The following is a 13,251-nucleotide window of genomic DNA, read 5'->3' as shown; positions in this document are numbered from 1 at the left end:
ATTCCCGGAAATACGGAGGCGTATATGATTGACAGAAGAACGCTCATCAAAGGCGCGGGAGCGGCGTTGGTCGCGTCCGGACTCGATTTGCCGGCCGCGCGCGCCGAGTCCGCCGATCCGCTCTGCTATGCGTCGGTCGCCGATCTCATCGCCATGTTCCGGGCCCGCAAGGCGTCGCCGGTCGATCTCTTGAAGGCGCAGATCAAGCGGATCGAAGCCTACAACCCGAAGGTCAATTGTATCACCTACGCGCACTTCGACCAGGCGATGAAGGAGGCCAAGCAGTCCGAAGACCGGTATCGGCGCGGCAATCCGCGGCCGCTCGAAGGGATCACGGTGGCCATCAAGGACGAATTCTCCAGGACCGGCTGGCGGACGACACAGGGATCGCTCATCTACAAGGATTCGCCGCCGGCAACGGAAAACTCGGCCATCACCGACTTGCTCGAGGCCGCCGGCGCAGTCATGCCGTTCCAGACGACCGTGCCGGAATTCTACCTCTTCCTCGGCGCGTCCACCCGCGCCTGGGGCACGACACGCAATCCGTGGAATCTCGAATACTCTCCGGGCGGGTCGTCGGCGGGATCGGGCGCGGCGCTGGCCGCAGGCTTCACGACGCTCGCCATGGGCTCGGACATGGGCGGCTCGATCCGAATTCCCGCCTCACAATGTGGTCTCTATGGCTTCAGGCCGCCGTTCGGACGCGTGGCTGGTGGGGAAATCCCGTTCTCGACCTCGGGCCCGATGGCGCGGCGCTTCGACGACCTCGTCCGCCTCCAGAACGCGATCGTCGGTCCGTCCGAGCGGGTGATGGCCGCGATGCGCCCTCGCCTCGACTACCCCACCCGTTATCCGCGCCTTTCCGGGTGGCGCATCGCCGTGGATTGGGGCGCCGGCATTGCGGACGTCATACCGTCCGTGAAGGCTGCGATGCTGAGAGGAATCGAGGCGCTGCGCGCCGCGGGGTGCACTGTGGACGAGGTCGACTGCGGCTTCACGAAGGCCCACAAGATGGTCTTCATCCGTGGGCTGATGTCGACGTCCATCGGCACTGCGATCGAGATCTCGAATGCGCATCGCGATCAGCTGTCGCCCTACATGACCGAAATGCTCGACCAGGTCGGCGCGGTCGGACCGCGCCAGGCCGAAGAAGCCGAAGAGCTGCTGCAGCGGCTGCACCGCCAGGTGCAGCAGCGCGTGTTCGGCAAGGGCTACCGCATCCTGCTCATGCCGACCATGGCAACGCCTCTGGTCGGGGCCGACATGTTCAAGAGCAAGGAAAACAAGGTCGACCCGTGGGTGGGCACCGGTCTGGGCTTGGCGCTGACGTGGCACTGGAATCTGCTCAACCGCTATCCGGTCGTCGATGTCCCGCTCGGCGTGGTCGAGGACCGCATGCCCTCGGGCATGCAGGTGATCGGCCAGACCTACACCGATCTCGACACGTTCCAGTTCGCGTCGAACTGGTCTCGCCTGCGGCCGTCACTGTTCGCCGGCGGGCAATTTCCGACCTTCGCCTGACTCCATAGCGGCCGGAACGGTGCAGATGCGAGACAACGGATGCGAGAGCAGCGCTTCGACAGTGAGGTCGGCCATGACTCCGAGAATTTTTCGACGAGCGGTTCTCCTGTTCCTGATCTCAGCGCTGTACCCAGGCGCCGGCGCCTCGGCACAGCAGAGGACGCCATCGCTCGAAGATCTCGCCAAGGCGGCGCAAAACCCGATCGCGGATACGATCAGCGTCGGGCTGGAGAATATCGCCATGCCGAACACGGGTGCGTACCGGCAGACGGCTGACGTTCCGGTCGGCGCGGGAATAGGCAAGCTCTTCATGGTCGACAAGCAGCCGGTCAACGCCGAGATCGGTGTCTACTACAATGTGCTGAGGCCGGACCTGGCATCGCGGTGGCAGTTTCGCGCCAGCCTGGCTTTCCTGTTCCCGAAGTGACGGTGCTCGGGACCAGGCATCGGTGGGATCGATGACCTCCACGGCATGAATGACACCCTCGCGCTCGGGCGACGCATAGACGATGAGTCGTTGCGGCGGTCCTCCTTTTCTCTGTCTGAAAGCATTCGATTTGAAGTTTATCCATCAACAGGAAACGAAGACTTCAGTATGCGTGCTGGCGCTCGACGCCGCCGAGATTGACTTGATCGTTGTCAATCTTGGCGGGTGCTGAGTGAAGTAGTTTCAGCGTCTGACTCGGCAATCGTGCAGCTCACCCGGAGCGCGGAATTTTCGGAGCAGGACTTCGGAGCAGGACAATGTGCATTGCATGCGGTTCCGCCATCGGTTCGCTGTTTGCGGCATCTAAGTCGGAGCGCGGCGGACTGACCCGTCGCCAGATGGTCGCGACCTCGGCTGCGGCCGCAGCGTTCGCCGCTGCCTCGGCTCCGGCCTGGGCCGCCTCCAGCAGCACGACCATCTTTCGCGGCGGGCGCGTCTACGCGGTGGACGACTCCCTGCCCTGGGCCCAGGCCGTCGTCGTCAAGGGAGACACGATCGTCTACGTCGGCGACGACGCAGGCGCGATGAAATTTGCCGGACGCGGGGCTGACGTCATCGACCTCAAGGGGCGGATGCTCATGCCGGGCTTCGTCGAGGCGCATTGGCATCTTTGCACGCTGGCCTTCGCCCGCGGCGCCTGGGTCAACGAGGAGGATCCGGAGCGCATCTACGCGATCCTGCGCGATTACGCGAAGACGCATTCCGACGAAAAGTTCATTCTGGGCTTCGGCTGGATCGCTAGCGCGTTTCCCGCCTCGGGTCCGCGCAAGGAGCCGCTGGACGAGATCTTCCCCGATCGACCGGTCCTGCTCGTCAGTTGCGATCTGCACGGCTACTGGGTCAATTCCAAGCTGCTGGAGATGGCCGGCATTACGAAGGATACCCCGCGCGACGTCGTGCCCGGCTCCTCCTGGTACGAAAAGGATCCCAATGGCCTGCCGACCGGGTTCATCTCGGAAGTGCCTGCGCTGTTCGCGGTGCTCAAGGCGCTGGAAAAGCACGGCATCGAACCATTCGGCCTGAAGTCGACCGCCGCCGCGATCGAGGAATGGCAGCCCAGGCTGGCAGCCGCCGGCATCACCACCTTCTTCGATGCCGGCTTCAGCGCCTGGCCGACCGAGCAGCATCACGGTTTCGACATGCTGGTCGAGCTCGAGAAGCGCGGCAAGCTGCTGCAGCGCGTGATCGGCAGCCTGTATCACAATGATCCCAGCGTCGATCCGCTGCCGATCATTCGGGCCTACCGGAAGCGCTATCGCACTCCGCTGGTCAAGGCCGAGGTGCTCAAGCTGATCGTCGATGGCACCGAGCTGAGCCGCACCGCCTATCTGCTGGATCCCTATGCCGGAAGCCCGGATTGGCGCGGCGAACCATTGTTGCCATCGCCCGTGTTGAATCGGATACTGCGCGAAGCCCATGCCGAGGGAATCGATACGCACCTTCACGCCGTCGGCGATGCCGCCGTCCGCATGAGCCTGGATGGATACGAAGCCGCCTTTGGCAAGAACGGCCCCGGCAACCGCCGTCATACCATCTGCCACGCATTCCTCACCGCGCCATCGGACATTGCGCGCTTCAGAAAGCTCGGCGTGATCGCGAATACGCAGATCCAATGGGGCGTGCCGGATGCCAGCCAGCGTCGCGTCCGCGAGATCTACGGCGACGAGCGCTGGAGCCGCATGTACACCTTCAAGACGTTCATCGACGAAGGCGTCACGGTGTCGTTCGGCATGGATGCGCTGGCGACCGGCTCGAAGGTCGTCGTCAAGCCACTCGAGGCGTTGCAGGCCGGCCATACACGTCAGGAGCCGGGCAAGCCCGACGGCCTGGTCCATCCGCCCGCGACCGAACGCCTGGGCCTGCCGGACCTCATCCGAGGCTACACCATCAACGGAGCCTACCAGCTTCGCATGGAGGACAAGATCGGCTCCATCAAGGTCGGCAAGCTGGCCGATCTGATCGTGCTCGAGAACAATCTGTTCGATGTCGGGCCGCACGACATCGGCAAGGTCAATATTCAGCTGACGATGATGAACGGCCGGATCACGCATCGTAGTGGAATCTGAGCGGGAGCGGTGAACGTGCTCGAGACGACGAACGCGCCGAATGAACAACGGGTTGCGCAGGCGAGCGCGCCGATGTCGAAACGTAATCGCTGGCTCATCCTCCTGACCGTCTCCAGCGCGCTGGCGCTCGTCGTGATCGACATGACGGTGCTCTATACGGCGCTGCCGAGCCTGACCCATGAGCTGGCTGCAACGGCCTCGGAGAAACTGTGGATCGTCATGGCCTACGGGCTTGTCGTTGCCGGTCTCCTTCCGGGCTTCGGCTCGCTCGGCGATCGCGTCGGGCACAAGAGGACATTCGTTGTCGGCCTCATCGTCTTCGGACTGGCCTCGGTCGTGGCCGCCTATTCGCCGACCGCCATGGCCCTGATCGGCGGACGCGTCCTGCTCGCAATCGGCGCCGCGCTGATGATGCCGGCGACGCTGTCGATCATTCGCATCACCTTCTCCGATGACCACGAACGGGCGCTCGCCATCGCGATCTGGGGAGCCGTTGCGTCCAGCGGGGCGGCCGTCGGCCCCTTGGTCGGCGGTGTCCTGCTGGAATATTTCTGGTGGGGCTCGGTCTTTCTGATCAACGTGCCGCTCGTCGTGCTGGCGCTGGTCGCCGGCCTGCTGCTGATTCCTGCACCGGCCGATCGTGCTGAGCGCGACTGGGACCTCCTCGGTTCAGTGCAGGTGATGGCCGGGCTGATCGGCTTCGCCTACGTCGTCGAGGAGCTCGGCAGTCGCCAGTCTTCCTATGTCGTCCTTGCCGGCACGGCTGTCGCGACGGTCATCATGTTGACGGTGTTCGTACGCCGTCAATTGCGTCTCGAGGATCCTTTGCTCGACTTCACCCTGTTCCGAAACGTCGAGTTCACGCTCAGCGTGATCACCGCGATCGTGGCTTCACTCGCCATTGCGGGGACGGAGCTCGCGATCAGCCAGCGCCTGCAACTCGTCCTCGGCTATTCGCCGCTGCAGGCGGCATTGTACATCCTTCCGGCCCCGCTCGGTGCCTTCATCGGCGGGCCGCTCGCGAGCCTGATGCTCCGTCGCGTCCGAGCCGCCACCACGATGTCCGGCGCGCTGTTGATCGCAGGCATCGGCGCGGCCGGCTACCTGCTCTGCTACAATGCCAGCCTGGCGCTGCAACTGATCTGCATCGCGGTCAATGGTCTAGGGCTGGGAGCATCCATCGCCGCCGCCTCCAACGCTGTGATGAATCACGCGCCTGAAGGCCGCGAAGGCATGGCCGCGTCGATCGAGGAGGTGTCGTTCGAGCTCGGCGGCACAATCGGCATCAGCATTTTCGGAAGCATTCTGTCCGGAGTCTATACGGCGTTCATGGTTCTGCCCGACGGCCTCGGCATTCCCGCCGCTGCGCGCGACAGCATCGACGAGGCGCTGATCGCCGCCGAGCGGCTGCCGACCGAGCTCGCTGCAATCGTCGCCTCGCACGCTCATCGCGCGTTCGATCAGGCGTTCCTGACTGTCGTCAGCGTTGCGATGGTCGTCCTGCTCGGCACCGCCTTCCTGGTCCGGCCTCGAGCAGAGGGAACGACCTCGAACGCGGCTCGTCAGCAAGTCCACTAGGCCGGCGTCGAAGACCCCTCATGCGCGTCGGCATTGGCGGCGATCACCACGCTCGCCAACGCGATGTCGCCGTCCGATACGTAGTGATTGACCCGCTCGGGCAGACTCCGGCCGGCCTTATAGAGCTCGACGGTCTCGATCGATCGTGTTCTGATCAATTCGGCCATGATGTAGTCCCGCTCCGCGTTGGCATCCGGATCGGTGGCGTGCGTGATCTGAAAGGTCAGTCGGGTGAGCGACAGGCCCGTATCCTTCGTGCCGGCACCGACCCAGAGGACGGACTCATCGGCCGCAGGCGTGTCGGTCGTTAACCAGAAATCGCCAGCGTTCCAGCTCTTCTCGGCGTGGGCGAGGTCAACGGCCCAGAACCGGACGTGATGACGCTTTCGCGGACTATTGCCGATGGCTTTCTGAAAGCCGATATCCTGGCCGCGACCGAACAGATAGAGGGTGCTGAAAGGAGCAGTGGGGTACGGCCTGGCGAGGACGAAGGCGCGGACCATGGCCCACGAGCTTGCCAGCCCCAATCGGTCCGCCTCGCACCAACCGATCGCAGCAAAGCTCGCGCGGAGCTGTCGAAGCGTGCCGATCAGGGCGAGATTGACGGGGTCGCCGGGCAATCCATCGCCGGTGATCGTGTAGCTGGGCACCCTCCGACTCTGAAGGATCCTGAGACTCAATCGGATCACGCGTGGCAGAACGACATAGGCCGCGATTGCGTAGCTGACGCCGACGGCGGCAATCCAGGGCAGCCTGCGGTCCGCCGTCTCGAACACCACGAACACGATCAGCCAGACCGTGAAGATCCCGAGCCCGGCGACCAGCACGCGTTGCATGAGGCGTAAGAGCAGTCGCACTGGATCGGTCCGGTGAAAACGAGGTGATCAGCAATCGCGTTTTCGATAGGGTGTCCGATCTTCTCTTCGTTGGCAACACCGCACGTGAAGGCACGAGGCGGCCCGGTCGCCGGCGCTATGACGAGGTTGTCCGCCCTGGGTTGCTCGACATTCGTCTGCGGCGGCACGCAGCCCCGAGCCAGCCCAAAGACAGCCGGACTGCGCGTGCTTACGCCGACAGCCGCTCGGCGTTGGCCGCGACATATTCCCGATAGAGATCGACGACCGCGGCCGGGCTCGCGCCGGCCATCAGCTTCGCCGTCGCCTCCAGGGCTGCGGCGATCTTTTCGCTGACCATCAGCTCCGCCTCCTGGCCCGCATCGGCTTCGCCGCGCGCGAACTTTTCCAGCCGCAGCCGGATGACCTCGCCGGCTTCCATGGCCAGCATCGCGGCCGTGAACCAGGGGAACTCCGCATCGGCGGTTGCCGTCAGGGACGGCCGCATCTGCAAGGACATCGGGGTTTTGCTCATCGTCATCGTCCGAGAACATCAGCGGACACGCGACGAATACGCTTCAACTTTTAATGATGCGGACGCACAATCATCGCCGATTTCGAGTCGGCACGAACCGCCGATTAACCACACGGCGCAGCTTGTCCCCGTCATTTGCGCGCGGAGCGAAACAATCCAGAATCCCTCCGCGGAGACAGTCGGGATGGCTTCGCTCCGCCGCTCCGCTCGCAATGACGTGGGGATAGAGCTCGTCTGCTGGAGGCAACAATCTTGGGCTTCCTGTTCGTGCTTGCGATAGGCCTCGTTGCCGGCACGTTGTCCGGCATCGTCGGCACCGGCTCGTCGATCATGCTGATGCCGGTGCTGGCCTACGAGTACGGCCCGAAGGAGGCCGTGCCGATCATGGCGGTGGCCGCCGTCATGGCGAACCTGTCGCGCATCCTGGCATGGTGGCGCGAGGTCGATTGGCGCGCCTGCGCGGCCTATTCGGTCACCGGCATTCCGGCCGCCGCACTCGGCGCGCGCACCTTGCTGATCCTGCCGTCGCAGGCGGTCGATATCACGATCGGGCTGTTCCTGATGGCGATGGTGCCGGTACGGCATTGGCTGACGCGGCACGACCTCAAGGCCAACCTCTGGCATCTCGCACTCGGCGGCGCGATCATCGGTTTCCTCACCGGCATCGTGGTCTCGACCGGGCCGCTCAGCGTGCCGCTGTTCCTGTTCTATGGGCTGTCGAAGGGCGCCTTCCTCGCCACCGAGGCTGCGAGCTCGCTCGGGCTCTATGTCTCGAAATCCATCACCTTCCAGCGCTTCGGCGCGTTGACGCCGGACATTCTGCTGAAGGGGCTGATCGCCGGCGGCTCGCTGATGGCCGGCGCCTTCGTCGCCAAGCGCTTCGTGCTGCACATGAAGCCCGACATGTTCCGGCTGGTGATGGATGGCATCATGCTGGCCGCAGGCCTAACTATGCTATGGAACGCCACCCACTCCTGAGCACATCGATTCTCCCTCCATGGCCAAGACCACGCTCTCCTTCGTCTGCCAGAACTGCGGCGCGGCCTATTCGCGCTGGCAGGGCAAATGCGAGGCCTGCGGCGAGTGGAACACGCTGGCCGAGGAAGACACGACGGGCGCGACCTCCGCGCCGGTGTCGCTGCGCTCCAAGCGCAAGGGCCGCACGTTCCAGCTGGAATCGCTGACCGGCAAGACCATCGACGCGCCGCGGCTGTCGTCGGGCATGACCGAGCTCGACCGCGTCACCGGCGGCGGCTTCGTGCGCGGCTCGGTGCTGCTGGTCGGCGGCGATCCCGGCATCGGCAAATCGACGCTTCTGACCCAGGCGACCTCGATGCTGGCGCGCGCCGGCCATCGCGCGGTCTACATTTCCGGCGAGGAAGCTATCGCCCAGGTGCGGCTGCGCGCCGAGCGCCTCGGGCTTGCGGATGCGCCGGTACAACTGGCGGCAGAGACCTCGGTCGAGGACATCATCGCGACCCTGTCGGAAGGCGGCGTGCCGCGACTGATCGTGATCGATTCGATCCAGACGATGTGGACCGACACCGTCGAATCGGCGCCGGGCACGGTGACCCAGGTGCGCGCCTCGGCGCAGAAGCTCATTCGCTTCGCCAAGAAATCCGGCGCCGCCATCATCCTGGTCGGCCACGTCACCAAGGACGGCCAGATCGCCGGCCCCCGCGTCGTCGAGCACATGGTGGACGCGGTGCTGTCGTTCGAGGGCGAGGGCTCGCAGCAGTTCCGCATCCTGCGCGCCGTCAAGAACCGGTTCGGCCCGACCGACGAGATCGGCGTGTTCGAAATGACCGGATTGGGTCTGCGCGAGGTCACCAACCCCTCCGAGCTGTTCCTGTCCGAGCGCGATCTCGGCAGCCCCGGCACGGCGGTCTTTGCCGGGATCGAGGGCACCCGCCCCGTGCTGGTCGAAATCCAGGCCCTGGTGGCGCCGACCTCGCTCGGCACGCCGCGCCGCGCCGTCGTCGGCTGGGATCCGAGCCGGCTGTCGATGGTGCTGGCGGTGCTGGAGGCGCATTGCGGCGTCAAGCTGTCGGGCCACGACGTCTATCTCAACGTCGCCGGCGGCCTGCGCATCAACGAGCCGGCGGCGGATCTCGCCGCGGCCGCAGCTCTGGTCTCCTCGCTGGTCAACGCGCCGCTGCCGCCCGATGCGGTCTATTTCGGCGAGATTTCGCTGTCGGGCGCGGTCCGCCCGGTGGCGCAGACCTCGGCGCGGCTGAAGGAGGCCGCCAAGCTCGGCTTCGGCCGCGTCGTACTGCCGGAGCGCGCCCGCGGCGAGGCCGGCGGCGATGCCGGGCTCAGCCTCAATACCGTCGGCGGATTGACCAGCCTGGTCGCCGACATCGCCGCGCGCGGTACGCCCCGCGCCCGCCACGACGGCAGCCGGGACGAGGGTGAGCAGGGCCGCCGTGGCCCCAGCCATGCCGAAAAAAATGCCACACCAGCGAGATTCCGCCGCCAGGACGGCTAGCCGGACCGTGACGTTCGCGTGACTCGCCGCTATACAACGCCGCAACCGGGCGCCCACGCGGGATGGTGCAGCGTCCGGACTTGCCGGGGAACCCTGCTCTCCTCCGCCTGGAGGGGCGGTTCTCCGTCAATTCGAAGCGAACCTTGGACCTGACAAGCGGACCTGAGCAGCCGATGCCGATAACGATCCTCGATCTCATCCTGCTCGGCGTGATGCTGGTGTCGGGGCTGCTCGCGATGGTCCGCGGCTTCATGCGCGAGATCCTGTCGATCGCCGCGTGGGGCGCGGCGGCCCTGGTCACGCTTTATTCATTCTCGAAGCTGCTGCCGACCGCCAAGACCTATTTCAACAACGATACCGTCGCCAGCGTCGTCGTCGTCGCCGGTACTTTCGTGGGCACCCTGCTCATCGTCTCGGTGATCACGGTCAAGATCTCCGACATGATCCTCGATTCGCGCATCGGCGCGCTCGACCGCACCCTGGGATTCCTGTTCGGACTGGGCCGTGGCCTCCTGATCGTGGTCGTCGCCTTCCTGTTCTTCAGCTGGCTGGTGCCGGACAAGCAGCGTCCGGACTGGGTCACCGGGGCCAAGTCCCGCGTGGTCCTGCAGGGAACCGGGGATTGGCTGATGTCGCTCTTGCCTGATGATCCCGAGAACACCATTTTAAAGAAATTCAAGAAGAACAAGCCGGACGACGACCAGACTGACACCGAGTCGCCCGGAGTGGGCGGCGATGGGTACAGCAAGCCTGCCCGCGACAGCTTGAAGAAGCTGATCGAGAAACCCGCGGCCAAGTGAGCCTAGCCCAGAAGAGAGGCGCGATGGACCAGCACCACGATTCTTCCGGCGAAGCCCAAATGGACTCCCACGCGGATCTGGACTTCGGACCTCAAGCCTACCTCAGAGACCCAGACCTTGACGGAGACACGCTGCGCGAAGAGTGCGGCGTGTTCGGCATTTATGGGCACAATGACGCCGCCGCGATCACCGCGCTCGGCCTGCATGCGCTCCAGCATCGCGGCCAGGAGGCAGCCGGCATCGTCTCCTACGATGGCGCGCGCTTCCACAGCGAGCGCCGCCTGGGTCTCGTCGGCGACACCTTCTCCCGCCGCGAGGTGATCGAGCGCCTGCCCGGCAATGCCGCGATCGGCCACGTCCGCTACGCCACGACCGGCGCGACCATCCTGCGCAACGTGCAGCCGCTGTTCGCCGAGCTCAATGCCGGCGGCTTCGCGGTCGGCCACAACGGCAACCTCACCAACGGCCTCACCCTGCGCCGCGAGCTGGTGCGCGCCGGCGCCATCATGCAGTCAACCACCGACACCGAGGTGATCCTGCATCTCGTCGCGCATTCCCGCCGCACCAACTTCATCGATCGCTTCATCGAGGCGCTACGCGCGCTCGAAGGCGCCTACTCGCTGGTCTGCATGACCAACAAGAAGCTGATCGGCGCCCGCGATCCCCTCGGCATCCGTCCGCTGGTCTATGGCGAGCTCGAAGGCTGCCCGATCCTGGCCTCGGAGACCTGCGCGCTCGACATGATCGGCGCGCGCTACATCCGCGACATCGAGCCGGGCGAGGTCGTGATCTTCGACGAGACCGGCGCGCACAGCCACAAGCCGTTCCCGCCGAAGCCGGCGCGTCCGTGCGTGTTCGAATACATCTATTTCGCACGGCCCGATTCCGTGGTCGGCGGCCGCTCGGTCTACGAGGTGCGCAAGGCGTTCGGCGCGCAGCTCGCGCGCGAGAGCCATCCCGACGTCGACGTCGTGGTGCCGGTGCCGGATTCCGGCGTGCCGGCGGCGATCGGCTACAGCCAGCATTCCGGCGTGCCGTTCGAGCTCGGCATCATCCGCAACCACTATGTCGGCCGCACCTTCATCCAGCCGACCCAGGCGATCCGCGAATCCGGCGTGCGCATGAAGCACTCGGCCAACCGCGCCGCGATCGAGGGCAAGCGCATCATCCTGATCGACGACTCGCTGGTGCGCGGCACCACTTCGCGCAAGATCGTGCGCATGATGCGCGACGCCGGCGCCACGGAGGTGCATTTCCGCCTCGCCTCGCCGCCGATCCTCTACCCCGACTATTACGGCATCGACCTGCCGGACCGTGGCGGCCTCTTGGCGGCGACGCATTCGCTCGAGGAGATGCGCGAGCTGATCGGCGCGGATTCGCTGGCGTTCCTGTCGATCGACGGCATGTACCGCGCCATGGGCGAGCCGGCCCGTGATCCGGCCGCACCGAAATACTCCGACCACTGCTTCACCGGGAGCTATCCCACCCACCTCACGGACCAGGCGATGGTCGAGTCGACCCAGCATCAGCTGTCGCTGTTGGCCGAGGCGAGCTGAGGTTCTTTCCACACGCAGTCATTCCGGGGCGATGCGCAGCATCGAACCCGGAATCCCGAGCTTGCTGATCCCCGTATCATCTCCAGATTCCGGGTTCGAGGCCTGCGGCCTCGCCCGGGAATGACGATGCGTCGTGAGCTGTCGTCCCGGCCAAAACCGGGATCCATCATCGGCAGCCGTCCTTGGCGGGCAGGACTAGCCACAGACAGCCAACTCCCTCATAACCGCCGCGGAGTATGGGTCCCGGCTTTCGCCGGGACGACGACGTCAGAGATCTGCGACCATGACCCTTCCCCTCGCCAACCGTATTGCCCTCGTCACCGGCGCCTCGCGCGGCATCGGCCATGCGACCGCCCGCGCGCTCGCCCGCGCCGGCGCGCATGTCGTCGCCGTCGCCCGCACCCAGGGCGGGCTGGAGGAGCTCGACGACGAGATCCGGAAAGAGACCGGCAACGGCGCCACCTTGGTGCCGCTCAGCATGACCGACAGCGACGGCATCGCTCGGCTCGGCGCCGCGCTGCACGAGCGCCACGGCAAGCTCGACATTCTCGTCGGCAATGCCGCCGTGCCCGGCCCGTCGTCGCCGCTCGGCCATATCGACCTGAAGCCCTGGAACGACGTCGTCGCCGTCAACCTCTCCGCCAACTTCCAGCTGATCCGCTGCATGGAGCCGCTGCTGAAGGCCTCCGACGCCGGCCGCGCGGTGTTTCTCACGTCAGGCGCCGCCCACAAGGCCCAGGCCTATCTCGGCCCCTACGCCGTCACCAAGGCCGCGCTGGAGACGCTGGCACGGGTGTGGGCGCACGAGACCGAGCGGACGCCGCTGCGCGTGAACCTGTTCAGCCCGGGCCCGATCCGGACCCGCATGCGCGCCACGGTGTTCCCCGGCGAAGATCCGATGACGCTCGAAACGCCCGAGCAGGTCGCCGAGTTCATCGTGCCGATGTGCCTGCCGTCGTGGACCGAGACCGGCAAGCTCTACGAGTACAAGACGCGCACCCTGAAGAGCTTCCAGCCGCCGGCGTAGCCCTGCGCAACCACCGTCATTCCGGGGCAAGGCCGCAGGCCTTGAATCCGGAATCTCGCTACTATCTTGCGGTCGGATTGGCGGCAGCAGAGTTCGCCGCGGAAGGCTTGGCCGCCGCAGCCTTGTCCGCAGACGCCTTCGCCGCAGCCGGCGCCTGACGATCGCGCACTGCCGTCAGCTCCTTGCGCAGCTTCTCCTGCTGCTCCGGCGTCAGCACCGGGCGCTGGTCGTCATGCGGCACGTCGTTCACCGGGAGATAGTTGTACGTATTGCCGTACTGCGCCGTGTCGGACGATGGCGTCGTGCCCGAGGTCGCGCAGCCGCCGAGCAGCACGGACGTCAACAGCGACGCACTCCCCA

The 13,251-nt window shown here is 65.7% G+C and carries 12 protein-coding genes; 9 read left to right on the top strand and 3 right to left on the bottom strand.

Features of this window, described 5'->3' with window-relative positions:
- The first annotated feature begins 24 nt into the window (after positions 1-24).
- The 4 genes from QX126_RS08495 (at position 25) to QX126_RS08480 (ending at position 5,652) form a co-directional block, all read left to right on the top strand.
- The gene (locus tag QX126_RS08495; protein ID WP_315780436.1) at positions 25-1,521 is read left to right on the top strand and encodes an amidase; all 1,497 of its coding nucleotides are present in this window, start codon (positions 25-27) and stop codon (positions 1,519-1,521) included.
- A 73-nt stretch (positions 1,522-1,594) separates the two neighbouring features.
- Positions 1,595-1,948 carry a hypothetical protein gene (locus QX126_RS08490; protein ID WP_315739377.1) on the top strand — a complete coding sequence of 118 codons (354 nt, stop codon included), beginning with the start codon at positions 1,595-1,597 and terminating at the stop codon, positions 1,946-1,948.
- Positions 1,949-2,265: 317 nt separating this feature from the next.
- On the top strand, positions 2,266-4,074 hold the full coding sequence (locus tag QX126_RS08485; RefSeq protein ID WP_315780434.1) for an amidohydrolase: 1,809 nt from the start codon (positions 2,266-2,268) through the stop codon (positions 4,072-4,074).
- Positions 4,075-4,146: 72 nt separating this feature from the next.
- Complete coding sequence (locus tag QX126_RS08480; RefSeq protein WP_315780432.1) at positions 4,147-5,652, top strand: MFS transporter; 1,506 nt, start codon at positions 4,147-4,149, stop codon at positions 5,650-5,652.
- Here the strand turns inward: QX126_RS08480 and QX126_RS08475 are convergent.
- Complete coding sequence (locus QX126_RS08475; RefSeq protein ID WP_315780430.1) at positions 5,649-6,509, bottom strand: LssY C-terminal domain-containing protein; 861 nt, start codon at positions 6,507-6,509, stop codon at positions 5,649-5,651. The genes QX126_RS08480 and QX126_RS08475 overlap by 4 nt on opposite strands.
- A 208-nt stretch (positions 6,510-6,717) precedes the next feature.
- Positions 6,718-7,020, bottom strand: a complete 303-nt coding sequence (locus tag QX126_RS08470) for a hypothetical protein (RefSeq protein ID WP_315780428.1) — start codon at positions 7,018-7,020, stop codon at positions 6,718-6,720.
- Between the two features lie 252 nt (positions 7,021-7,272).
- Between QX126_RS08470 and QX126_RS08465 the strand changes: the two genes are divergently transcribed.
- The 5 genes from QX126_RS08465 to QX126_RS08445 all read left to right on the top strand — a co-directional run bounded on the left by QX126_RS08465 (position 7,273) and on the right by QX126_RS08445 (position 12,891).
- Positions 7,273-7,998 (top strand): sulfite exporter TauE/SafE family protein, encoded by a 726-nt coding sequence (locus tag QX126_RS08465; protein WP_315780426.1) that lies wholly within the window; start codon positions 7,273-7,275, stop codon positions 7,996-7,998.
- 19 nt (positions 7,999-8,017) lie between these two features.
- Entirely contained in the window at positions 8,018-9,508 is a 1,491-nt protein-coding gene (radA, locus tag QX126_RS08460; RefSeq protein WP_315780425.1) for a DNA repair protein RadA, read from the top strand.
- A gap of 173 nt (positions 9,509-9,681) precedes the next feature.
- Positions 9,682-10,308 (top strand): CvpA family protein, encoded by a 627-nt coding sequence (locus tag QX126_RS08455; RefSeq protein WP_315739453.1) that lies wholly within the window; start codon positions 9,682-9,684, stop codon positions 10,306-10,308.
- Positions 10,309-10,367: 59 nt separating this feature from the next.
- Positions 10,368-11,864: an amidophosphoribosyltransferase gene (gene purF / locus QX126_RS08450; RefSeq protein WP_315739370.1), complete on the top strand. Its 1,497-nt coding sequence runs from the start codon at positions 10,368-10,370 to the stop codon at positions 11,862-11,864.
- A gap of 283 nt (positions 11,865-12,147) precedes the next feature.
- Positions 12,148-12,891, top strand: a complete 744-nt coding sequence (locus QX126_RS08445) for an SDR family NAD(P)-dependent oxidoreductase (protein WP_315755770.1) — start codon at positions 12,148-12,150, stop codon at positions 12,889-12,891.
- A 61-nt stretch (positions 12,892-12,952) separates the two neighbouring features.
- Here the strand turns inward: QX126_RS08445 and QX126_RS08440 are convergent, their stop codons facing one another.
- Complete coding sequence (locus tag QX126_RS08440) at positions 12,953-13,225, bottom strand: hypothetical protein (protein ID WP_315755824.1); 273 nt, start codon at positions 13,223-13,225, stop codon at positions 12,953-12,955.
- Between the last annotated feature and the right edge of the window lie 26 nt (positions 13,226-13,251).

This window comes from Bradyrhizobium sp. SZCCHNPS1003, assembly GCF_032381555.1.
Classification (GTDB): Bacteria; Pseudomonadota; Alphaproteobacteria; order Rhizobiales; family Xanthobacteraceae; genus Bradyrhizobium.
Note: the sequence above shows the minus strand (reverse complement) of the source record. Positions and strands in the feature narration are given on the sequence as shown.